The 23,205-nt window shown below is 68.4% G+C and carries 19 protein-coding genes; 12 read left to right on the top strand and 7 right to left on the bottom strand.

From position 1 onward, the window contains the following. Positions 1 to 495: 495 nt before the first annotated feature. Positions 496 to 1,164: a transglycosylase family protein gene (locus HDA44_RS29195; RefSeq protein WP_184839841.1), complete on the top strand. Its 669-nt coding sequence runs from the start codon at positions 496 to 498 to the stop codon at positions 1,162 to 1,164. 83 nt (positions 1,165 to 1,247) lie between these two features. Here HDA44_RS29195 and HDA44_RS29190 read toward each other — a convergent pair whose 3' ends face one another. Genes HDA44_RS29190 through HDA44_RS29180 form a run of 3 tightly spaced genes read right to left on the bottom strand, consistent with a single transcriptional unit; the run spans position 1,248 to position 3,160 of the window. Further along, positions 1,248 to 1,898 carry a class I SAM-dependent methyltransferase gene (locus tag HDA44_RS29190; RefSeq protein ID WP_184839839.1) on the bottom strand — a complete coding sequence of 217 codons (651 nt, stop codon included), beginning with the start codon at positions 1,896 to 1,898 and terminating at the stop codon, positions 1,248 to 1,250. Positions 1,899 to 1,902: 4 nt separating this feature from the next. Next, a complete protein-coding gene (locus tag HDA44_RS29185) occupies positions 1,903 to 2,547 on the bottom strand; it encodes a Pr6Pr family membrane protein (protein ID WP_184839837.1) in 645 nt (214 codons plus the stop codon). Positions 2,548 to 2,587: 40 nt separating this feature from the next. Beyond that, positions 2,588 to 3,160 (bottom strand): 2TM domain-containing protein, encoded by a 573-nt coding sequence (locus HDA44_RS29180; RefSeq protein ID WP_202887625.1) that lies wholly within the window; start codon positions 3,158 to 3,160, stop codon positions 2,588 to 2,590. Positions 3,161 to 3,229: 69 nt separating this feature from the next. Here HDA44_RS29180 and HDA44_RS29175 point away from each other — a divergent pair, with 69 nt between their 5' ends. From HDA44_RS29175 to HDA44_RS29165, 3 genes are all read left to right on the top strand, one after another. After that, positions 3,230 to 3,850 carry a TetR/AcrR family transcriptional regulator gene (locus HDA44_RS29175; protein ID WP_184839835.1) on the top strand — a complete coding sequence of 207 codons (621 nt, stop codon included), beginning with the start codon at positions 3,230 to 3,232 and terminating at the stop codon, positions 3,848 to 3,850. 107 nt (positions 3,851 to 3,957) lie between these two features. Next, on the top strand, positions 3,958 to 4,470 hold the full coding sequence (locus HDA44_RS29170; protein WP_184839833.1) for an AAA family ATPase: 513 nt from the start codon (positions 3,958 to 3,960) through the stop codon (positions 4,468 to 4,470). Between the two features lie 51 nt (positions 4,471 to 4,521). Then, the gene (locus HDA44_RS29165; RefSeq protein WP_184839831.1) at positions 4,522 to 6,606 is read left to right on the top strand and encodes a molybdopterin-dependent oxidoreductase; all 2,085 of its coding nucleotides are present in this window, start codon (positions 4,522 to 4,524) and stop codon (positions 6,604 to 6,606) included. 98 nt (positions 6,607 to 6,704) lie between these two features. On the opposite strand, the gene HDA44_RS29160 is transcribed toward HDA44_RS29165, so the two are convergent. Continuing rightward, positions 6,705 to 7,739 carry a LacI family DNA-binding transcriptional regulator gene (locus HDA44_RS29160; protein WP_337906538.1) on the bottom strand — a complete coding sequence of 345 codons (1,035 nt, stop codon included), beginning with the start codon at positions 7,737 to 7,739 and terminating at the stop codon, positions 6,705 to 6,707. Positions 7,740 to 8,025: 286 nt separating this feature from the next. Between HDA44_RS29160 and HDA44_RS29155 the strand changes: the two genes are divergently transcribed. From HDA44_RS29155 to HDA44_RS29135, 5 genes are all read left to right on the top strand, one after another. Further along, positions 8,026 to 8,775 (top strand): sugar phosphate isomerase/epimerase family protein, encoded by a 750-nt coding sequence (locus HDA44_RS29155; protein ID WP_184839829.1) that lies wholly within the window; start codon positions 8,026 to 8,028, stop codon positions 8,773 to 8,775. A gap of 76 nt (positions 8,776 to 8,851) precedes the next feature. Continuing rightward, positions 8,852 to 9,949 carry a Gfo/Idh/MocA family protein gene (locus HDA44_RS29150; RefSeq protein ID WP_184839827.1) on the top strand — a complete coding sequence of 366 codons (1,098 nt, stop codon included), beginning with the start codon at positions 8,852 to 8,854 and terminating at the stop codon, positions 9,947 to 9,949. Next, positions 9,946 to 10,554, top strand: a complete 609-nt coding sequence (locus HDA44_RS29145) for a GDSL-type esterase/lipase family protein (RefSeq protein WP_184839825.1) — start codon at positions 9,946 to 9,948, stop codon at positions 10,552 to 10,554. The genes HDA44_RS29150 and HDA44_RS29145 overlap by 4 nt, the downstream gene beginning before the upstream one ends. A gap of 75 nt (positions 10,555 to 10,629) precedes the next feature. Further along, positions 10,630 to 13,065, top strand: a complete 2,436-nt coding sequence (locus tag HDA44_RS29140; protein WP_337906536.1) for a glycoside hydrolase family 2 protein — start codon at positions 10,630 to 10,632, stop codon at positions 13,063 to 13,065. A gap of 15 nt (positions 13,066 to 13,080) precedes the next feature. Then, complete coding sequence (locus HDA44_RS29135) at positions 13,081 to 13,944, top strand: polysaccharide deacetylase family protein (protein WP_337906534.1); 864 nt, start codon at positions 13,081 to 13,083, stop codon at positions 13,942 to 13,944. Here HDA44_RS29135 and HDA44_RS29130 read toward each other — a convergent pair. Beyond that, the gene (locus HDA44_RS29130) at positions 13,931 to 15,391 is read right to left on the bottom strand and encodes an NAD-dependent succinate-semialdehyde dehydrogenase (RefSeq protein ID WP_184839822.1); all 1,461 of its coding nucleotides are present in this window, start codon (positions 15,389 to 15,391) and stop codon (positions 13,931 to 13,933) included. The two genes, HDA44_RS29135 and HDA44_RS29130, sit on opposite strands and share 14 nt — an antisense overlap. A 257-nt stretch (positions 15,392 to 15,648) precedes the next feature. Between HDA44_RS29130 and HDA44_RS29125 the strand changes: the two genes are divergently transcribed. Next, positions 15,649 to 16,878 carry an ROK family transcriptional regulator gene (locus HDA44_RS29125; protein WP_202887624.1) on the top strand — a complete coding sequence of 410 codons (1,230 nt, stop codon included), beginning with the start codon at positions 15,649 to 15,651 and terminating at the stop codon, positions 16,876 to 16,878. A gap of 112 nt (positions 16,879 to 16,990) precedes the next feature. Beyond that, positions 16,991 to 18,226, top strand: coding sequence for an IS30 family transposase (locus HDA44_RS29120; RefSeq protein WP_184830484.1), 1,236 nt, complete (start codon positions 16,991 to 16,993; stop codon positions 18,224 to 18,226). Positions 18,227 to 18,269: 43 nt separating this feature from the next. Here the strand turns inward: HDA44_RS29120 and HDA44_RS29115 are convergent, their stop codons facing one another. Both HDA44_RS29115 and HDA44_RS29110 read right to left on the bottom strand, forming a co-directional pair. Then, positions 18,270 to 19,022 carry an alpha/beta fold hydrolase gene (locus tag HDA44_RS29115; protein ID WP_184839818.1) on the bottom strand — a complete coding sequence of 251 codons (753 nt, stop codon included), beginning with the start codon at positions 19,020 to 19,022 and terminating at the stop codon, positions 18,270 to 18,272. Further along, positions 19,019 to 19,693: a DUF998 domain-containing protein gene (locus tag HDA44_RS29110; RefSeq protein ID WP_184839815.1), complete on the bottom strand. Its 675-nt coding sequence runs from the start codon at positions 19,691 to 19,693 to the stop codon at positions 19,019 to 19,021. Before HDA44_RS29110 ends, HDA44_RS29115 begins: the two co-directional genes overlap by 4 nt. 109 nt (positions 19,694 to 19,802) lie before the next feature. Here HDA44_RS29110 and lysX point away from each other — a divergent pair, with 109 nt between their 5' ends. Continuing rightward, on the top strand, positions 19,803 to 23,156 hold the full coding sequence (gene lysX / locus HDA44_RS29105; RefSeq protein WP_184839813.1) for a bifunctional lysylphosphatidylglycerol synthetase/lysine--tRNA ligase LysX: 3,354 nt from the start codon (positions 19,803 to 19,805) through the stop codon (positions 23,154 to 23,156). Positions 23,157 to 23,205 lie beyond the last annotated feature (49 nt).

The following is a 23,205-nucleotide window of genomic DNA, read 5'->3' as shown; positions in this document are numbered from 1 at the left end:
ACGGTGCCCGTGCTTCGATCAACGAGTGAACCCCCCGGATGACACGCCCGACCCAACGATCCGCCCGTGCACCAGCTCCCCCATTTGAGAGGTGAACCCCGCAACCTGCCTGTTCACCACCCGCATCCGGGCAGCAAACGGGCAACGGCGAACGTTCACCTCTCAAGTGGCCGAGAACACATATCACTGGTTCCGGAACGCTGTTTCAAATCGGCATAAACCGATCAGTTTCAGCGCCTCGAAAACACCCCGAAACCGTTCTGTTGTTGGGCTTTCCGGACATCAAACTCCGGAAAAAATTCGGGGCAGATCCGGATCTGGACTTGCGTTTCCGGCGAACCTCGCACAGGATGGCTCAGGTCGCGCCGTTACCGGGGCGTGACCATTCGGACGCAGTCCCGTGACCTCACACGGTGACAAGTCCGAGTGCCCCTCCCCTGTTACGGGGGACGTGGTGTGCCTGCCACGTCCAAGCCCAAGGAGTATTTTTTTTTCATGCCCAAGGCTCGACATGCGCGCGCCCGGCGAAGCACTCGCCGGGTGGCCCGAACCCTCTCCATCGCCGGTCTGGGAGCCGGCATCACCGCCATCGGCACCGCTTCGGCCTTCGCGGCCGACTACACGGTCAAGCCCGGTGACACCCTCTCCGAGATCGCCCAGGCCAACGGCACCAGCTGGCAGGACCTGGCGAAGCTCAACCACCTGAAGGACCCGAACCTCATCCTGATCGGGCAGAGCCTGACGCTGGACGGCGCGAAGACCTCCGCCGCTCCGAAGCCGCAGGTCACCGAGCAGAAGTCCGATGTCCGCAAGCCGGACACCAAGAAGTCCGACTCGCACAAGTCCGACTCGAAGAAGTCCAGCCGCGAGTCTCGGTCGAGCCGGTCCCAGGACCGCGCGAAGAGCAGCAACAGCGGCAGCAAGGCGAGCCTGAGCGGCGCCTGGGCCAAGGTCGCGAACTGCGAGTCCAGCGGCAACCCGCGGGCCGTGAACGGCGCCGGCTACTACGGCCTGTTCCAGTTCGACATGCAGACCTGGCGCAGTGTCGGCGGCTCCGGCAACCCGGCGCAGGCCTCGGCCGGCGAGCAGCTGATGCGGGCGAAGAAGCTGTACGCCCAGCGCGGCGCCTCCCCGTGGCCGGTCTGCGGTAAGTACCTCCGCTGATCACCGGGCCGGGCGAGCGGACGGTGAACCGTCCTCCCGTCGCTCGCCCGGCCCGCACGGATCGATTGATCCCTGCGTCTTGATCAGTCGCGGGTGATGACCAGCATCTCGTTGGCACCCGCCTGGAACTCGTACGGCACCTTGCGGACCTCGGTGGTCACTCCGTCGAGCGCGTCCAGCACCTCGGACAGCCACGGAATCTGATCACCGGCGCCCTGCAGCACCAGCGGGAAGATCCGCACCTCGGCATTGCTGACCCGGATCAGCTCCCGCAGCGCGGCCTCGTGCCAGGCGCGGTCGAACTTGTCGGCCCAGGTGAACAACAGATGCGAGCACAGCACCAACTCGAAGCGCCGGTCGCCGAACGGCAGCTCCGGCAGGCCCGCTGCGACGTACCGCTCCGGCGCCGCCATCACGTCCTGCAGGAACCGGTCGGCGGCCTCGATCCGGTGCTGGTCACGCTGCTCCGGCGTCCCGTACCAGTGCCAGACGAAGCTCCCCTTGTGCTCGTCGACGATCCCCGATCCGGCCGGCAGGCTGCGCCGGACGGTGTCCACCAGCTCCGGTGTCTCCAGCTCGTACGCCGGGTCGGCGGCGATCGCGTCGACGCCACGGGCGGCGGCTTCGGCGGTGAAGCCGCTACCGCCCGCGCAGCAGTCGAGGATCGAGTCGGGCAGTTCTTTCAGGTCGAACATCGCTTCGTACTCGGCGTACGAGCGCGAGGTCACCAGCACGGGTCTACCTTTCGACGGAGCTCTTCTTCCGAACCAGCCGGCGATCCAAGGTGGTCGCACCGGCCGCCAGAGCCAGGAAGAGTACCGCCACCAACAGACAGTTCAGTAGCACCCGTCCGTACCCGTGCTCGCTGACGTCGACGAACGGGTACGGGTAGAAGCCGACGAACTCGCCGCGGACCAGCGTGAACGCCAGCCACAGCAGCGGGTACACGATCGACCAGCCGACGATCCGCCAGTCGGTCTGACCGCGTGGCCCGAACGCCAGCCAGCCAAGGACGCCGGCCACTGGCGTCGCGGTGTGCAGCAGGAAGTTCGTGACCGCGGCCCAGCCCTTGAAGTCGGCCAGCGGCGCGAGCGCCACGTGGTAGACGATTCCGGTCACCGCGATGCAGAGCACGCCGTTCAGCCGCAGTGTCCTGAACAGCGTCGTCTGCGCTCGATCCGGTTGCGCGGCGAGCATCAGCGCGGTCCCGCCGAGGAGCAGGTTCGACTGGATGGTGAAGTACGCGAACACGTTGAAAACGCGCTCCGGATTGTCCGGGAAGAATCCCTCGTGCCCGTTCGCCGTCACCGCGAGCTGGATGACAATCCCGATCACGACCAGCAGGCCGGTGATCGCGGCCCAGATCCGCCCAACCGTCGTCATGCCGGAAATGTACGCCGAGTGACGGCGCGAATCCGGGAGATCAGACGGACTGCTTCTGCGTTGCCGCCGGGGCCTCGTCAGTTGGTTCGGCCCGGCCGAACGAGTAGCTGAACGAAACGATCGCGTCGATCACCAGCACCAGCGTCCAGGTCCCCGCCGGGCCGAGCACCGCGGCGTACCCACGCCCGGACAGCAGGCCGAGACCGATCATGATGGCGACGCCGATCAGGTACGCGAGCAGGTGCAGGAACCACCCGGACCGCTCGTGCTTGGCCCGCGCCGGGCCCTTCTTCGGCAGCTTCGGCGGCCGCGGCGCGCCGGCCATCCAGTGCGCGGCCCAGCCGTCCACCCACTTGAGCGTACGGTGACCGAACCCGACGCTGACGCCGACGAAGATCGCGGCCAGCGAATGCTTGAACCCGGGCTCGGCGCCACGGTGGATGTCGACCACGCTGGCGGCCAGCAGAATCACGTCGACCAGCGGCACCGCGGCGAGCAGCACCAGCCCGGTCCTGCGCAGCCGGAGCAGGTACCGCGTGACCATGCCGGCGGCGAGCAGCACCCAGAACCCGATCTCGCACGCGGCGATGACAGCGACCAGCACGACGTTCATCCTCCCCAAAGCTTGTTTCAGTACGACTGTGCCATAAAAGACTAACACGGCTGTGCTAAAACGGACCACATGCCGAAGATCGTCGACCACGCGACCCGCCGTGAGGAGATCGCCGAAGCGCTCTGGCGGGTGGTCCGCCGGGACGGTATCCGGGCCGCCTCGGTCCGGACCGTCGCCGCCGAGGCCGGCTGGTCGGCCGGCGCGGTGCGCTACTACTTCCCGGACCAGGACGGTCTGCTCAGCTTCGCGATGGACCTGGTCTCCCGGCGGGTCACCGCCCGGGTCAGCGCGGTCTCGGCCAAGGGCAGCGTGCCGACGATCGTGCTGCGCTACCTCGACGAGGTGCTGCCGCTGGACGCGGAGCGGCGGGCGGAGTTCGAGATCTGGCTCGCGTTCATGGCCCAGGCGCAGGCCGAATCCGGCGCCGGTACGTTGCACGCGCTCGTCGACCGGGTGCACAACGAGTTACGTGAGCTGTGCACGTTGCTGATCAATGCCCTGGCCGAGAACGAGCTGCTCCGGGACGGTCTGGACGTACGCCGCGAGATCGAACGTTTGCATGCCGTCCTCGACGGCCTCGCCCTGCACGCGGCGATCCAGCCGGCGCACTCCACACCGACCCGGATCCGGCAGCTGATGCGGCATCACATCGAGTCGCTGCTGGGCGTGACGGTTGATCCCACGCCGTAGGATCAACCGTCACGCCCTGGCCTGAAAGGCCCTGCAAAAGCTGGGTTTTCGGACAAGAATCGCCGCGACCGGACCAAAACCGCGCGGCGCATGGCACGATCACTCGCATGGAGTCCGAGGGGGTGATCGTCGTCAGTGGAATCATGGCGGCGGGGAAGTCGTCGGTGTCCCAGATGCTGGCCGAGAGATTCCAGTACGGGGTGCATCTGCGCGGTGATGTTTTCCGCCGGATGATCGTCAGCGGACAGGCCTCGATGTCCGAGGACGTACTGGAGGCCCAACGCCAGCTGCAGTTGCGGTACCGGCTCGCCTGCCAGGCCGCCGACTCGTACGCGCGGGCCGGCTTCACCGTGGTCCTGCAGGACGTCGTGATCGGTGAGTTGCTGCGTGAGTTCCTGGACGGCATCCGGACCCGCCCGCGCTACCTGGTCGTGCTGACCCCGCGGCCCGACGTGATCTCCAACCGGATCGGCGGGGCGCGTCATCTGGTCGACGAGCTCGACTACGAGCTGCACGCGTTCAGTCCGCGCCGCGGGCTGTGGCTGGACAACTCCGACCTGTCGGTAGGTGAGACCGTCGACGCGATCCTCGGCCGGCTGGACGAGGCACGCTTCGACTGATGGCGGCTTCGACTGATGGCGGCTCCGGCTACCCGAGGGTAGTTTGAGTGGATGACCGTACGGCGCACCTCCTGCAACCTGTGCGAAGCGATCTGCGGTGTGCTCGTCACCGTCGAGGACGGGCGCGTCACCGACATCCGCGGCGACGAGTCGGACCCGCTGTCCCGCGGCCACATCTGCCCGAAGGCGGTCGCGCTTCGTGACCTCCAGGAGGACCCCGACCGGTTGACCACACCGGTACGGCGGACGGCCGACGGTTGGCAGCCGATCGGATGGGACGCGGCGTACGAGTTGATCGCCGGCAGGTTCGGTGCGATCCAGCGCGAGTACGGGCGGAACGCGGTCGGCGTGTACCTCGGCAACCCGAACGTCCACAGCCTTGGCGCGCTCACTCATCTACCGGCCATGGTCCGGCAACTGCGGACCAGGAATCGCTTCAGCGCGACCTCGATCGATCAACTGCCGCACATGCTCGCGTCGTACCTGCTGTACGGGCATCAGCTGATGGTGCCCGTACCGGACATCGACCGCACCTCGTACCTGCTGATGCTCGGCGCGAACCCGCTCGCCTCGAACGGAAGCATGATGACGGCACCCGGGTTCGGCCGGCGGCTGAAGGAGGTACGCAAGCGGGGCGGCAAGGTGGTCGTGATCGACCCACGGCGGACCGAGACGGCGGCGGTCGCCGACGAACACCACTTCGTCCGGCCGGGTACGGACGCGGCGTTCCTGCTCGCGCTGATCCACCAGGTGATCGAGGACGGCAACGCTCGCCCGGCCGCGTACGTCGACGGTCTCGCCGCGGTCGAGGAAGCGGTGGAGGCGTGGACGCCCGAGCGCGCCGCGGAACTCACCGGCGTGCCGGCGGAGGTGATTCGCCGGGTCGCGGCCGAGTACGGCACCGCCGATCGGGCCGCGTGCTACGGACGGGTGGGGGTGTCGACGCAGCAGTTCGGGGCGATCTGCCAGTGGGCGATCCAGGTGCTGAACATCATCACCGGAAACCTCGATCGAGCCGGCGGGACGATGTTCCCGCGACCGGCCGTGAACGCGTTGCTGGGCTTGGGCCGCGGCCACATCGGGGTGTGGAAGAGCCGGGTCCGCGGGCTGCCGGAGTTCGGTGGTGAATTGCCGGTGTCGACGATGGCCGAGGAAATCCGGACTCCGGGCGACGGACAGATCCGGGCGATGCTGACCGTGGCCGGCAACCCGGTGCTGTCGACACCGAACGGCCGCCAGCTGGACGAAGCCCTTGATTCCTTGGACTTCATGGTCGCCGTCGACCCGTACCTCAACGAGACGACCCGGCATGCCGACGTGATCCTGCCGCCGGCGCCGCCGCTCGAACGGGAGCACTACGACCTGGTGTTCCATCAGCTCGCGGTCCGAAACACCGCCCGCTGGAACGATCCGGTGCTGCCGAAACCCGCCGAAGCACGGCACGACTGGGAGATCTTCCGCGACCTGGGCCTCGCGCTGGTCCGCCGTACGCCCTGGAGCCGGCGGAAGGTCGCGATGATGGCAAGACTGCGCGTACCACCACGCCGGATCGTCGACGCCGGGTTGCGGATCGGGCCGTACCCACTGACGCTGCGGAAGGTGCGGCGTACGCCCGGCGGGATCGATCTTGGACCACTGCAACCCGCGCTACCGGGAGCGCTGTTCCATCGGTCGAAGCGGATCGACCTGGCGCAACGGATGATCCTTGACGACCTGCCGCTGCTCGATGCGCTGACCTGCGGCGACGGCGAGTTGTTGCTGATCGGGCGCCGGCACCTGCGGAACAACAACTCCTGGATGCACAACTCGGCCCGGCTGGTGAAGGGCAAGCCACGGCACCACCTGCTGATGCATCCACAGGACCTGGCTGACCGCGAACTCAGCGACGGCCAGCTCGTCACCGTCACTTCCGCGGCCGGCTCGATCGCGGTGGAAGTTGCCGCCAGCAACGACATCATGCCCGGCGTGGTAAGCCTCCCGCACGGCTTCGGCCACCACCACCCCGGCACCCGCTTAACCGTCGCCAGCCAGGTACCCGGTCCCAGCGCCAACGACATCACCGACGCCGCCTTCACCGACCCCACCGCCGGCACCGCCGCGGTCAACGGCGTGCCGGTCACCGTCACCGCAGCCTGACCGGCCGCCGACTGGCCGGCCGCTTATCCACCGCTGTTGTGGGTTCTCCACCCATACACCAGTGGAGAACCCACAACGCGAGTGGATATCCGCTCGCGTTAGCGGGGTGGGGCGGCGGGTGGGGCGGAGCTTTCTCGGATGATCAGGAGGGGGGTGGAGTAGAGGTGGGCTTGGGGTGGGGCGCCGGTCAGGGCGTTCAGGAGGTGGCGGGTTACTTCGGCGCCGTAGCCGACGGTGTTGTGGCTCAGGGCGGTGAGGGTGGGCCGGGTGATGCTGCACAGTGGTGAGTCGTCCCAGGCGACCACAGTGACGTCTTCGGGTACGCGCAGGTTCTGGCCCTGGATGACCGCGAGGCCCGCGACGGCCATCAGGTCGTTGTCGTAGACGATCGCGGTCGGGCGAGGGTACTCGGCGAGCGCCGCGCGGGTGGCGGTCGCGCCCTCGTGCGCGGAGTAGTCGGTGTGATGGATGCGGGCGGCCAGCTGCAGCCGGTGGGTGGCGAGGTCGAAGGCACGATCGCGAATCCAGACATCACCGAAGTCCGGCCGGCCGGCCACGCGAGCGACCGTCCGGTGCCCGAGTGAGGCGACGTGTTCGAGCGCGGCGTTCATCGCGGCCGTGGCGTCCGTCCATACGCAGGGCATGCCGTCGGCGAGCGTCGGATCACCGACCAGTACGGCCGGCATGCCCAGCTTGCGCAGCACGGCGATGCGCGGATCACCGACCCGCAGGTCGACGACGATCACCCCGTCGACCCGGCGCTCGGCCGACCACTTCCGGTACGTCAGCAGTTCCTCGTCCAGGTCCGCGACGACCTGCAGTGCCAGCGCGTACGAGCGCTCCGACAGCACGGACTCGACGCCGCCGACGAAGCCCATGAAGTACGGCTCCTCGACCAGTGTCTGCGCTGACCTGGCCAATACCAGGCCGAGCGTCTCGCTGCGGGCCGCGGACAGCTGGCGGGCGGCCCGGTTGGGCACCCACTCCAGCTCGGCGGCGACCTGCAGCACCCGGGCCCGGGTCGCTTCGGATACTCCGGGCCGATTGTTCAGCGCGTACGAGACCGCGCCGGGGGAGACGCCGCAACGGCGGGCAATCTCCTTGATCGTCACTCGGTGCACAGCGTCGGGCACGTCGGCAACTCCTCACGGGCGAGCGAACCGCTGACGGACGGTTCCGCAATCCTCCAGTGTGCTCCTATATCACACTCCGTGTCATCAGATGAGTACAGAACGTGACTATTTGATCAAACTTCAGCTTCGGCGGAGCTGCTCGAAGTGACCGCCCAGTCGTTGGGCCGAGGGTGGTGTGCACCGGCGCCGGTGGGATACGGTTTGCATCGTTACTTAACCGGTTCGGCTCATCAGTCGGTGTGGACCCCAAGGGCAGCGGGCGACGCACCGCCGACAAGGAGAAACCATGGTCGCAGTGGACCACCTGTCCCTCCAGCTGTACACCGTCCGGGGCAAGCTCGAGGACGACTTCGACGGCACGCTGGCGCGGATCGCCAAGCTCGGCTACACCAAGGTCGAGCCCTTCGGTGTGACCGCCTTCGCGGACCGCCTCGCCGACGCGCTGCCCAAGCACGGACTCTCGGCTCCCACCACCCACGCCGGCCTGCTCCGCGAGGACAGCGCCCCGATCTACGCGGCCGCGAAGCGGCTCGGCATCGGCACCGTGATCGACCCGCACACCGACCCGGCGCGCTGGCAGTCGGCCGACGACATCAAGGTGATCGCCGCCGGGCTGAACCAGGCCGCCGCCGAGGCCGCCGACCACGGCATCACGGTCGGTTACCACAACCACCACTTCGAGCTCGAGTCGACGATCGACGGCGTACACGCGCTGGAGATCCTGGTCGACAACCTGTCCGACCAGGTCATCCTCGAGGTCGACACGTACTGGGCGGCGGTCGGCGGCGCGGACGTACCGGCGCTGCTGAAGAAGTTCGGCGAGCGGGTGACCGCGATCCACGTCAAGGACGGCGACGGGACGCTGGACAACAAGGCCCAGGTGGCGGTCGGCGACGGCAGCATCGCGGTCCGGGACATCCTGGCCGCCGCCCCGAACGCGCTCCGGGTGGTCGAGCTGGACGACTTCAGTGGCGAGATCCTCGACGCGGTCGCCGGCAGCTACGCCTTCCTGACCGGAGCGGGTGCACCTGCATGAGTGAGCGCAGCGAGCTCATCATCAAGCACAGCGGCTTTCGTGCCTCATCGGCGCCCGGAGCGAAGCGAGGACGTCGATGAGCTTTGTTGGCGTAGGCGTGATCGGCGCCGGGGTGATCTCCGACGCCTATATCAAGAGCATGCAGAGCTTTCCGGATCTTAAGGTGGTCGCGATCGGCGACCTCCGGCCGGAGGCGGCCGCGGCGAAGGCCGCCGAGTACGGCATCGAGAGCCACGGGGCTCCCGAGATCGTGCTGAACCACCCGGACGTCGAGATCGTGGTCAACCTGACCATCCCGGTCGCGCATGTCGAGGTGGCGCTCGCGGCGCTTGCCGCCGGCAAGCATGTCTGGAGCGAGAAGCCGTTCTCACTGGACCAGGACAGCGGCCTGAAGCTACTGGCCGCGGCCAATGACGCGGGGCTGCGGCTGGGCTGCGCGCCCGACACCGTGCTCGGTCCGGGCCTGCAGGAATCCCGGCGGATCATCGAGCGCGGCGACATCGGTACGCCGCTGACCGCGCTCACCCTGTTCCAGTCCCCCGGCCCGGAGTCCTGGCACCCGAACCCGGCGTTCCTGTTCCAGGAAGGCGCGGGTCCGCTCTGGGACATCGGCCCGTACTACCTGACCACGCTGGTGCAGCTGCTCGGTCCGGTCGCCGCGGTCGCGGGGCTCGGCTCGAAGTCGCGGGACAAACGCACCATCGGCTCGGGTCCGCTGGCCGGGACCGACTTCGACGTGACCGTGCCGACGCATGTCAGCGCGATCGCGCGGTTCGAGTCGGGGCAGTCGTCGCAGAGCATCTTCAGCTTCGACTCGCCGCTGCCGCGGGGTGGGTTCGTCGAGATCACCGGCTCGGACGCCACCCTGGCGGTACCGGACCCGAACGCGTTCGACGGTGCGATCAAGATCCGCCGTCGCGGCGCCGAGGACTGGGAGACCGTCGCCGAGACCAAGGCGGTCGCGCAGCGTGGCACCGGCGTACTGGAAATGGCGCGGGCGATCCGTGCCGACAGTCCGCACCGGGCCACCGGAGCGCTGGCGTTCCACATCGTCGACGTGATGGCATCCATCACCGATTCGATCGACACCGGCGCGTTCGTGGACGTACGGAGCACGGTCGAGGTGGCGCCGACGCTGCCCGACGACTGGGACGTCACCGAAGCGACCCTGTGACCGGCATCCTTCTCGATCCCCGGCGGACCATCGTGTTCGCCGGGGACTCGGTCACCGACTGCGGCCGCCGTACCGATCCTGACGGGCTCGGCGACGGCTACGTACGCAACCTGTCCGTTGATCTGGGTGCATCCGCGCCGAAGATCGTCAATGCGGGTATAAGTGGCAACCGGGCGGTCGATCTGGCCACCCGGTGGGCCACCGATGTACTGGCGCATGACCCGTCGCTGGTTTCGATCATGATCGGGATCAACGACACCTGGCGCCGGTACGACGAGGACGATCCGACCACGCCGGAATCGTTCGAGGCGTCGTACCGGTCGTTGCTGGACGCCCTTTCCTGTCCGGTGGTCATGATCGAGCCGTTCCTGCTGCCGGTGAAGGACGGGCAGCACGAATGGCGTGCGGATCTCGACCCGAAGCTGGAGGTGGTCCGGAAACTCGCGGTCGAGTACGCCGCGATCCTGGTTCCGGCCGATGCCGAGCTGACCAAGCAGGCCGCTTCGGTCGGAGCAGCCACGCTGGCCGGCGACGGAGTACATCCGTCCGCGGCCGGACACCGTGCCCTCGCCGCGCTCTGGCGGCGGTACGTACTGAACGACTGACGTCCGCCGCTCCCCTTGCCTGGTGGGGAGCGGTGCAGTCGCGCTAAACCGGTTCATCACGCTGGGAGCCAGATTGTGACCGCACTGAAGACCTTCGACCTGACCACCGAGGGCGGTACCGCCTGGACCGTACGCGCGGTCGAAGGCCCCGTCCCCGACGGCCTGATCGGCCGGGCCGTGGCCGCCACCGTGCCGGGTGAGGTACACACCGACCTGCTCGCGGCCGGCGAGATCCCGGACCCGTTCGACGGCGACAACGAGTCCAAGTTGCACTGGATCGGCCGGACCCGATGGAGCTACCGGACCACCTTCGCCTGGGTTGCCGATGGCAACGACCGGCAGGAGCTGGTGGCCGAAGGGCTGGACACGGTCGCGACCGTGACGCTGAACGGCCAAGAGCTCGGCCGGACCGCGAATCAGCATCGGTCGTACCGGTTCGACGTCACTGGCGTACTAGATGCCGGCGACAACGAATTGGTGATCGAGTTCGAAGGACCGGTGGCCGCGGCCGAGGCGGAGCGGGCGAGGAACGGCAGTTGGCCGCACACCAACCACCACCCGTACAACCAGCTGCGCAAGATGGCCTCGAACTTCGGGTGGGACTGGGGACCGGATGTCGCGACCGTGGGTATCTGGCGCCCGATCCGGATCGAGTCCTGGTCCGGCGTACGCATCGACTCGGTCCGTCCGCTGGCCGGCGTCGTCGGCGACCGCGGCGTACTGACCACGCACGTCGGTTTGGCCTGGACCGACAGTGCGGCGGCGACTGTCGCGGTCGAGGTCGGCGGTACGCGGCAGTCGGTGACCGTCGAGCCGGGGACCGGCAGCGTCCAGATCGTCAGCCTGGTCGACGCGGTCGACCTGTGGTGGCCGCGCGGCCATGGCGGGCAGCCCTTGTACGACGTGATGGTCACGGTCGACGACGACGAATGGCACGGCCGGGTCGGCTTCCGCACCATGTCCGTGAACGTCACGCCGGACGACGCCGGTACGCCGTTCGTCCTGTCCGTGAACGGCAAACCGATCTACATCCGCGGCGCGAACTGGATTCCCGACGACGCGTTCGTGACCCGGTTGACCACGGCGACGTACCGGACCAGCGTCCAGGACGCGGTGGACGCCGGGATGAACCTGCTGCGGGTCTGGGGCGGCGGGATCTACGAGAGCAAGGCGTTCTACGACACCTGCGACGAGCTGGGAATCCTGGTCTGGCAGGACTTCCTGTTCGCCTGCGCGGCGTACTCGGAGGACGAGCCGTTGCGGAGCGAGGTCGAGGCCGAGGCGCGGGAGGCGGTGACGCGGCTCAGCACGCACGCCAGTCTCGCGGTCTGGAACGGCAACAACGAGAACATCTGGGGCTACGTCGAGTGGAGCTGGCGGGTACCGCTGGCCGAGCGGCCGTGGGGCGCCGGGTACTACCTAGACGTGCTGCCGAAGATCGTCGCCGAGCTCGACCCGCGGACGCCGTACACGGCCGGCAGCCCGTACTCGTTCGACCAGTTCATCCACCCGAACGATGAGCGGCACGGCACGATGCACATCTGGGACGTGTGGAACCAGGTGGATTACACGACGTACCGGAAGTACAAGCCACGGTTCGCGTCCGAGTTCGGCTTCCAGGGGCCGCCGGCCTGGTCGACGCTGACGTCGGTGGTGCACGACGCCCCACTCGACCCGTACGGCGAGCAGATGCTGGTGCACCAGAAGGCGTTCGAGGGCAATCTCAAACTGGAGCGCGGGCTCGGCGAACACCTGCCGAAGTGGAAGAACATCGACGACTGGCACTGGACAACGCAGCTCAACCAGGCACGCGCTGTTGCCTATGGCATCGAACACTTCCGCAGCCTGTTCCCGTTGAACACGGGCGCCGTGGTCTGGCAGCTGAACGACAACTGGCCGGTGGTGTCCTGGGCCGCGGTTGACGGGCATGGGATCAAGAAGCCGCTGTGGTTCGCGTTGAAGCGCGTGTACGCCGATCGCCTGCTGACCGTTCAACCGCGCGAAGACGGGTTGGTGGTTGCCGCGCACAACGACACGGACGAGAGCTGGTCCACCGAGGTGACGGTGACCCGGCGCTCGACTGCTCGAGGTGGGGCGGTGCTGGCGCGGGAGACCTTCGCGCTTGAGGTGGCCGCCCGATCAGGCGTACTGAACGGAGTGCCTGACTCGACCACCACGGACCCGATCCGGGAGTACCTGGAGGTGCGCGCCGCGGACGGGACCACGGCCTACTGGTACTTCGTCGAGGACACGGCGTTGCAGCTGGCCGCGGACGCGTTCACTGCCCAGGTGACGGCAACGGCTGACGGCTACGACGTCATCGTCACCGCCGATGCGCTCACGAAGGACCTGTGCCTCTTCCCGGACCGCCTCGACCCGGCGGCCCGAGTCGACTCCGGCCTGATCACCCTCTCCCCCGGCGAATCGCACACTTTCCACGTAACCGGTGCCGCCGCTCCGGAACAGCTCACCTCCCCCGTCATCCGGTCGGCCAACGATCTGGTGCAGTAGGCATACTGGAGTACCGTGAGCTGGCCGAAGCGGGTTGCAAGCGGTGTCCTGGTACTGACTCTTGTCGGCTGCAGTGACAACAGTCCGACAGCCGGCGTACCCAGTGAGACACCGCAAACCCATGCACCGGTCGCTCCGGTACGTACGGTCCGCCCCACGTTGGCACCGGCGCAAGCCAAGCCGGGTGCATCCAGCAACACCAACCTGATGCCGGTACTCGACCATGGGCCGCGGGACAAGAAGCAGATCGCGCTGACGTTCGACGCGGACCTGACTGCTCTCATGCGCAGACGACTGCAGTCAGGGAAGGTCAAGTCGTACTACAACAAGGCACTGATCGACGAGCTGCGTACGCTGCATGTCCCGGCCACGCTGTTCCTCACGGGCATGTGGATGGAGCAGTACCCACAGGTGACGAAGGAGCTCGCCGCAGACCCACTGTTCGAGTTGGGGACGCACACGTACGACCACCGTGGTTTCACCAAGAACTGCTACACGCTGGGGACCGTACCGAAAGACCAGATGCTGGCTGACGTACGGCGTGCCATCGTGGAACTGGACAAGCTGGACCCGCAGGCAACCAGGTGGTTCCGGTTCCCCGGTGGGTGCTACGACGCGACCGCACTGCACGAGCTGGCGCCTGCTGGTGTCACTGCGGTCGGTCTGGACGTACCGGGTGCGGATGGGTTCGCCAAAGCAGCGCAGCCGATCGTGAAGCAGGTGCTGGACCACGTACAGAACGGGTCGATCGTCGTACTGCACATGCACGGCGGGGACAACGCCCCGTACACCGCGCAGGCCGTTGGGCCGATCGTGAAGGAACTGCGAGCTCGCGGCTACCAGCTGGTCACGGTGACCCAGCTGGTCAGTCGACGTTGATCGCTACGTACTTGATCTCCAGGTACTCGTCGATTCCGACCGAGCCGCCCTCCCGGCCGAGACCGGACTGCTTCACGCCACCGAACGGCGCGGCCGGGTTGGACACGATGCCCTGGTTCAGCCCGATCATGCCGGCCTCGAGCCGCTCCGACACCCGCAGCGCGCGGCTCAGGTCCTTGGTGAACAGGTAGGAGACGAGGCCGAACTCCGTGTCGTTGGCCATCCGGACCGCCTCGTCCTCAGTCTCGAACGCGGTCAGTGGCGCGACCGGCCCGAAGATCTCCTCCTTCTGCAGGCGTGCGGTCGCCGGTACGTCGGCGAGCACGGTCGGCTGGAAGAAGTACCCGTTGCCGGCGGCGATCGCCCCACCGGTCAACGTCCGCGCGCCTTGGGCGATCGCGTCGGCAACCAGGTCGGCCACCTTGTCCCGTTGCCTGGCGTCGATCAGTGGCCCGACGTCGACACCTGCCTTCGTACCGCGACCGACCTTCAACGCCGCCATCCGCTCGGTCAGCCGCGCGGCGAACTCGTCCATCACCGGCGACTGCACGTAGATCCGGTTCGCCGCCGTACAGGCCTCGCCGCCGTTGCGCATCTTGGCCAGCATCGCGCCGTCGACCGCCTTGTCCAGGTCCGCGTCCTCGAACACCAGCAGCGGCGCGTTCCCGCCCAGCTCCATGCTGGTTCGCAGCACCTGCCCGGCAGCCTGCTCGATCAGCTTCCGGCCGATCGGCGTCGACCCGGTGAAGGAGAGTTTCCGGGCCCGGCCGTCGCGGATCAGCGGCTCCATCACCCCACCGGCGTCCGTGGTCGTGACCACGTTCAGTACGCCGGCCGGCAGCCCCGCCTCGGCCATCAGCTCGGCCAGTTTGAGCATCGACAGCGGCGTCTGCGCGGCCGGCTTGATCACCATCGTGCAGCCGGCCGCGACCGCGGGCCCGATCTTGCGCGCGCCCATCGCGGCCGGGAAGTTCCACGGCGTGATCAGCAGGCACGGCCCGACCGGCTGCCGCATCACCAGGAACCGGCCGGCTCCGTTCGGCGCGACCTGGTACCCGCCGTCGATCCGGACCGCTTCCTCGGCGAACCAGCGGAAGAACTCGGCCGCGTACGCGATCTCGCCCTTCGACTCGGCCACCGGCTTGCCCATCTCCAGCGTCATCAGCAGCGCGAGGTCGTCGGCGCGCTCGGTCATCAGCTCGTACGTACGCCGGAGGATCTCGCCGCGGTCCCGGGGCGCGGTCGCGGCCCAGTCGGTCTGTGCCGCGACGGCCGCGTCCAGCGCCGCCAGACCGTCCGCCGGACTCGCGTCGGCCACTTCCCGGAGGGTCGCACCGGTGGCCGGGTCCTCGACCGCCAGCGTCCGGCCGCCACTGGCAGCCACCCACTTGCCCGCAATGAACAACTCGGCTGGACACGCTTCGACGACTTCCCGCTCGGATGACATCGGCCCACCTCTCGTCTGCTCGGCGGTACCCAGAATATGGTGGCCGATCACCCCGCCCGGCGGGCCGGGATGACCCTTGGCGGTCTACCCGATTACGGGCAGCAATGCGTGTGCTGGAACATCAGGTGGCCGATCGGTGATAGTTGTCGACTCACGCATCGAAACGCCGCCGGTCGGTGCTGACCAGAGCTGGACACGGACAGTATTTACGAACGCTCGCTATCTATACTGGGTGGGTGGCAGGCAAGGGGTCGGACATGAGCAAGGGAACGATCGGCGGCGGCGGAACGACGATGCTGCGGCGGATCAATGTCGCCTCGGTCCTGGACGCGGTCCGCCGATCCGCGCCGGCGCCGTTGCGCGTCGCCGAGCTGGTCGAGCGCACCGGTCTGGCCCGGCCGACCGTCGCGCAGGCGGTGGACGAGCTGCTGGAGGCCGGCTGGCTGCAGCAGCACGGGCCGGACTCAGCGGACCGGTCACTCGGCCGGCCGGCCATCCGGGTCTCCCTGCGTGGTCGCGCCGCGCCGGTGCTCGGCCTGGACGTCGGACCGCACCGGGTCACGGTAGGAGTCTCCGACCTGGCCGGCCGCAAGCTCGCGCTCGTCCGGCGCTCCGGCCCCGGCTGGTCCGCGCAGGAACTGCTCGGCGTGATCGGCGACGTGATCACCGAGGCGCTGGCCGAGGCGGAGGTGCCGGCCGAGGACATCGCCGCCGCTGTCGCCGCCAGCCCCGGCATCGTCGACGAGCACACCGGACGGGTCCAGCTGGTCCCCAGCGTTCCCGGTTGGTCCGCGGTCGACCTGATCAAGCACGTACGCGGGCTGCTCGACTGTCCGGTCATGCTGGACAACGACGCCAACCTGGCCGCGCTGGCGATCGCGGCGGCTCGCGGCGGCACCGGCACGCTGCTGGCGGTTCAGTGGGGCGAGCGGCTCGGTGCCGGCATCGTCATCGACGGGCGGTTGCACCGTGGTACTGGAGCGGCTGGTGAGATCGGGTTCATCGCTACTGACACGGATGACGTGATCAACCCGGATGACAGCCGTGGACCGCTGGAGCGGGCGGTTGGCTCGGAGGCGATCGCGGCGCTGGGCCGACAGGCCGCGCTGGACAATCCGCAGTCGCGGCTGGCTGAGCTGGGCGGAGAGCAGCTCGACACCGCCGATGTCTTCGCTGCGGCAGCAGAGCGCGATCCGGTTGCCCAGGCCGTCGTGCAGCAGGTGGCGCGCACGTTTGCTCGCGCGCTGGCGCCGTCTGTTCTCGTACTCGACCCGACGGCTGTGGTGATCGGTGGCGGTGTCGCGCGGGCCGGTGCGGTCCTGTTGGACGCCATCGCGGACCAGCTGCGCCTGCTGACGCTCAACCACCCAAGGCTGGAGCTGTCCGCTCTGGCCGAAGACGCGGTGGTCACCGGAGCAATGCGGATGGCACTCGACGAGGTGTGGCAACGCAAGCTCCCCACCCCCGCAATGACAAGCACTGCCTAGCCACAGCAGCCGAGGGTTCTCCACTCGTGTTGTGGGTTCTCCACCCGCACACCAGTGGAGAACCCAGGCGGGGTCCAGTGGTCGAAGCAACGCCTGATGGAAGGTGTTGTGTATGCCGATGAGGTATCCGTACGGAGTGCGGGATGAGTTTTTCGCGCTGGTGGGTGGTGGGTGGTCGGTGCAGTCAGCGGCGTCGGCGGTCGGCGTGTCGTGGGATACGGGTTCGTTGTGGTGGCGAACATCGGGGCTTGTGGAGCCATCGTTGCGGCAGAACAGAGCTGGTGGGTTGCCGGGCAGCGTGCCAGCAGCAGTCCCGGGTGGGGTCGCGGGTGGGGTCGCGGGGACGCGAGCTCGGCGGCCGTTGACCAGTGAGGACCGGGCGGTGATCGCTGTGCTGTTACGGCAGGGGTTGTCGTATGCCGGGATCGGTGAGGCGATCGGGCGGGACAAGTCGGTGATCTGGCGTGAGGTGGCCCGCAATCGCGGCCGGGACGGGTCCTATTGGGCGCCGGTGGCTCACCGTGCCGCTCATGAGCGGCGGCGCCGGCCCAAGGAGTTCAAGCTGGCCGCCGATCCGGGGCTGTGCGCCCGGATCACCGGCTGGATGGACACCGGCTGGTCCCCGGGCCTGATCGCGGCAGTACTGCGCCGTGATCACCCCGGCGACAGCGCGCAGGAGAGGATGGCTCGTGTGTCGCACGAAACCATCTACCAAGCGCTGTATGTGCAGACCCGCGGCCAGCTGCGACAAGACCTGCACCGGCAGTTGAGCCTGCGCCGCACGGCCCGCAAACCCCGCGGCGGCGACCATCGCCAGGCCCGAAACCCGTACCGGGAAGCGTTCACGATCAGTCAACGCCCCGCCGAGGCCACCGACCGTGCCGTGCCCGGACATTGGGAAGGCGACCTGATCATCGGCACCGGCAACCGCTCCGCGGTCGGCACACTCGTCGAGCGCACCACCCGGTTCACCATCTTGCTGCACCTGCCCGGCCAGCACGACGCCGACACCGTGGCCGAGACCATGATCACCCAGATGCGCACCCTGCCCGACCACCTGCGCCGCTCCCTGACCTGGGACCGCGGACGCGAACTAGCCGCCTACCGGCGCATCCAGCTCGATCTGAACATGCCTGTCTACTTCTGCGACCCCCACTCCCCCTGGCAACGCGGCACCAACGAGAACACCAACCGGCTCCTGCGGTTCTGGCTCACCAAAGGCACAGACCTGTCCACCCACACCGCCGCCAGCCTCGACCAGATCGCCACCACCCTCAACCAACGACCCCGCCCTACACTCAACCTCAAAACCCCAGCCCAAGCACTGGCCGAACTACTCGTTGCTTAGACCACTGGACCCCGCCCCACAACAAGAGTGGATATCCGCCCGTCTACTGGCGGTGGACGGCGGCGGCGATGGCGTCGGGGCGGTCCAGGTGGACCAGGTGCGCCGAGTCGGGGAGGATCTCGATCCGGCCGCCGATGGCATCCGCCAGTTGCTGTTGGCCGGTGAGCCAGCGTCTTGCCGCCCGCCGCGATCCGCCGCCGGTCGCGACCAGGACCTCGGTCGGCGCGACCTCCGCGATCGGCCCGGCCACGAGCTTCGCGGTTTCGGCGGCCAGCTCCCAGGTAGCCGCGAGCTCGTCCCAGAACAGCAACCACGAGTCCGCCGCGCCGTACCTTGCCCTGATCGTTGCCTTCGACAACGGTTCGTTCCGGGTCCGGCTGCCGAACCGGACACTCAGCCAGCGGAACGACGCACCGATCAGCCGCGGCCCGCCGAGCCGCCCGAGGAACCGTGCCAGTGAACGGATCACCCGGTCACCAGGCGCTCCCGGGTAGCACAACCGCCACCCGGTTTCCGAGGTCAGACTGCTGTCGACCAGCACCAGCCGGGTCACCTCCAGCGGCCGGGTCAGCGCCCAGCGCAGACCGGCCAGGCCGCCGATGGAGTGACCGATCAACCCGATCTCCGTGTCCGGCTCCACCTCGGCCGCGGCGCGTAGCGCGTCGACGTCGGACGTGACCGGCGTACGCCAGGGGTCGATGATCCGGACGTCCTGGTCCGGAAGCAGGGCGGCGATCTGGGCGAACTCCTCCGGAGTCTCGGCCAGGCCGGGTAGCACGATCCAGGTCACGCTCATCGAGTACAAGCTTGCCGCAAGGCTGGTAACAATGTCCCGAGCAGCAGGCAGGTCAGCACCGTCGTGACCCGTTGCAGGATGCCCGGCGCGATCACCTCGGCGCCGCTCAGCGTCTCGTACGCCACCACTGACCCGAGCCAGACCTGCGTCACCACGACACCGGCGGCCAGCAGCGCGACCGCCTTCGCGAACCAGCCGCCCCACCCGTACCGGCGGATCGCCAGCACCGCGAACACGCCGAGGGCGATGGTGCCCGCCCCGGCGATGGTCGAGGTCGCCTCGTGCAGCATCAGCGCGAACCCGGCCTGCCCGCCCGCCTCGGACTCCCGGCAGGCCGTACCCACCGAGGGCGCGCAGTGCATCGGCATGAACGAGTCGAACATGGTCCCGATCGCGAACAGGGCGGTACTGATCAGCACGCCGGCGATCTCCCAGCGGACGGCGCGCGCCCGGCGGGACAGCACCACGGCGGCCAGCATCAGCAGGCTGCTGATCAGGTCCATCGCCCGGGCGTACGGGCTGGTGGCCTGGTCGCGCGCGCTCAGTTCGCTGAGGAAAGAGATGTGTACGTTCAGCGGGAAGCCGGCGATCGCCTCGAGGATCAGGCTGCAGTAGACCACGCCCGCGGCAATCATCAGGGCGCGGACCAGGCGGTACGGGACGGCGAGCATGTTCCTCAGCCTGTCAGGTCAACCAAAGTCTTGACTGTGGCGTCAACTGTACTGTTGAGGTAGTGCTAGGTCGACCGAAGTCGCAGCAAACTAGTGGGATGATCGGCGGGTGCGGTCGGAAGAAGCAGTGGTACCGGCGTGGCAGCACCGCGCCGCGGTCTGGGTTGGCCGCGTCGTCGTGGTCGCTGCCGTCTGGTCGTTCCTTGCGATTCCGTTGCGATTCCTCAGCCCTCGGCTCGTCCGGCACGCGGACATGGCCTTCGAGTTCGTCGGCATCCCGGCCGGGCACACGATCTTCTCGGCGGTCTACCTCGCGGTCGTCGGCAGTGCGCTGCTGCGCGGCAAACGAGCCGCGCTGCTCTGGGTGCTCTGGGTCTTCGAAGGCCTGTGGCTGTTCGGCCTGACCGCCTACATCGCGTTCAGTACGGTCCGGCTGAGCAGCCCACGCGGTACCGAGTGGCTGTCCGACCTCGACCGCACCTCGGCCAAGGACCTGGAGTGGGCGATCCTCCAGGCGCTCGTGGTGATGGCCCTGATCGTGCTGCTGTGGAAGATCCGCGGTGCCTTCCCGGCCCGGCTCGCGACCGGTAGCCGCCGGCTCGCGATCGGCGCGCTGGTGTTCGGCATGCTGATCTCACTCGCGGTCAGCGTCACCCTCACCCAGATCTTCCCGCGAACCCTGAGCGGCCAGCGGCAGAAGATCGGCTGGGCGGTCGCGGCCGCGTTCGGCCAGTCCCGCAGCAAGATGGCCGGTCACGAGGGGCACGGCTGGATCGGCCTGTCCGTCGGTGCGATCTCGGCCGCCTCGCTGGTGCTGGCGTTCTGGATCTTCCTCCGGTCGGTCCGCCGCGTCCGCTACCTGACCCAGCCGGAGGAGCTGGACCTGCGCCGGCTCCTGCTCCTGCACGGCGAACGCGACTCACTCGGGTACTTCGCCACCCGCCGCGACAAGGCCGTCGTCTTCTCCCCCGGACATGACGCCGCGATCGCGTACCGGGTGGTCAACGGGGTCAGTCTGGCCAGTGGTGATCCGGTCGGTGATCCGGTCGCCTGGCCGGCGGCGATCCAGCGATGGCTCGCCGAGGCGCGGACGTACGGCTGGTCCCCCGCTGTCCTTTCGGCCAGCGAGGAGGCAGCGCGGGCGTACGTCGACGCGGGTATGCGGGCGCTGGCGATGGGTGACGAGGCAATCATCGACGTCGCGGACTTCACCCTGGAAGGCCGGACGATGCGCCCGGTACGCCAGGCGGTCACGCGGGTTCAGCGGGCCGGGTACCACGCCGAGGTCGTGCGGCACGGCGATCTGTCCCCGGAGACCCTCGCGGAGTACGTCCAGCTGGCCGAGAACTGGCGCGGCGCCCGGACCGAGCGTGGCTTCTCGATGGCGCTCGGGCGGCTCGGCGACCCGGCCGACGCCCGCTGCGTGATGGTCATCGCGCGGGACGCTGACGGCACCGTACGCGGCCTGCTGTCGTTCGTACCGTGGGGGGTCCGGGGCGTCTCGCTGGACCTGATGCGGCGCGATCCCGAGTCAGTGAACGGCCTGATGGAGTTCATGGTGGCGTCGCTGATCGACGCCTGCGGCGACCTCGGCGTGCACCGGATCTCGCTGAACTTCGCGATGTTCCGGGAGATCTTCAGCGATGCCGAGCGGGTCGGCGCCGGGCCGTTCCTGCGCTTCACGAACGCGCTGCTGACCGCGGCATCGCGGTTCTGGCAGCTGGAAAGTCTTTACCAGTCGAACGAGAAGTACCTGCCCCGCTGGTCGCCGCGGTTGATCTGCTACTCGCGTGGCGCATCGCTGGCGCAGGTGCTGCTGGCGGCCGGTACGGCGGAAGGTTTCCTGCCCGCGCCGCGGCCGTGGACCCGGGTGGACAGCGCCGGCGCCGCCGACCGGCACGCGATCAGGTCCGCGGACGGTCTGGCCTTCACCACCGCCGTACGCGAGCAGGAGCTGGAGCTGCTGGCGCCCGCGCTGCCGACCCGCAAGCTGACCGAGCAGGAGCAGATCCGGCGTACCAAACTCGCTGAGCTTGTTGCCGCGGGCATCGATCCGTACCCGGTCGGCGTACCGCGGACGGAGACGCTGGAACGGATCCGCGAGCTCTACCCGAACCTGCCGCCGGACCATCACACCGGGCACACGGTCTCGGTGACCGGCCGGGTGCTGCGGATGCGGGACCACGGCGGCCTGTCGTTCGCGGAGTTGCAGGACGGGCTGACCCAGCTGCAGGTGATGTTCACGACCGATGCCTGCGGCGAGGTCTCGCTGGACCGGTGGCAGCGGCTCGTCGACATCGGCGACCACGTCAGCGTCACCGGCGAGGTCGTCACCAGCCGCCGCGGCGAGCTGTCGGTGGCGGCCACCAGCTGGGTGATGGCCGCCAAGTGCCTGCACCCGTTGCCGGACAAGCGAAAGGGCTTCACCGACCCGGAGGCACGGGTCCGGCAGCGGCACATCGACCTGGTGATGAACCCGGAATCGCTGCGGATGATGCAGCAGCGCAGTGCCGCCGTCCGCGCGATCCGGAACGGGTTCGAGACGCGCGGCTTCATCGAGGTGGAAACGCCGATGCTGCAGGCCGTCCACGGCGGCGCGAACGCACGGCCGTTCGTCACGCACATCAACGCGTACGACACCGAGCTGTTCCTGCGGATCGCGCCGGAGCTGTTCCTGAAGCGGCTCAGCGTCGGCGGGATGGGCAAGATCTTCGAACTGAACCGCAACTTCCGGAACGAGGGCGCCGACGCGACCCATAACCCGGAGTTCACCTCGGTCGAGGCCTACCAGCCGTACGCGGACTATCACGTGATGCGCGAGCTGACCCGGGAGCTGCTGATCGAGGCGGCGACCGCGGTGTACGGCAAGCCGGTGGTGCGCCGCGACGGCGAGGAGATCGACATCTCCGGTGACTGGCCGGTGATCACCGTGCACGACGCGGTCGGCCAGGCAGCGGGTACGCCCATCGATCCGGACACGCCGATCGAACGGCTGCGGGAGCTGTGCGCGGAGCACGGCGTGCACACCACCTTCGACCTGAGCGCCGGCGAGCTGGTGCTCGAGCTGTACGACGAGCTCGTCGAGCCGAACACGATGCTGCCGACCTTCTACACCGACTTCCCGCTGGAGACGTCGCCGCTGACCCGGAACCACCGCACCGAGCCCCGGCTCGCCGAGCGGTGGGACCTGGTTGCCTTCGGCGCCGAGATCGGGACCGCGTACTCGGAGCTGGTCGACCCGGTCGAGCAGCGCCGCCGGCTCACCCAGCAGTCGCTCAAGGCGGCCGCCGGTGACCCGGAGGCGATGTCGCTCGACGAGGACTTCCTGTCCGCGCTCGAGTACGCGATGCCACCGACCGGCGGGCTGGGCATCGGCGTCGACCGGGTGATGATGATGCTGACCGGCCAGAACATCCGCAGCACGCTGGCGTTCCCGTTCGTACGCCCGGCGCCGCGCGAGTGATGCTTTACGCTGGCAGCTGACTGACACGGGTGGGGACCTGGGGGTGGGG

The sequence above is a fragment of the Kribbella solani genome, from assembly GCF_014205295.1.
In the GTDB taxonomy this organism is placed as follows: domain Bacteria; phylum Actinomycetota; class Actinomycetes; order Propionibacteriales; family Kribbellaceae; genus Kribbella; species Kribbella solani.
The sequence above is the reverse complement of the archived record's forward strand: the minus strand, read 5'-3'. Positions and strand labels throughout refer to the sequence as shown.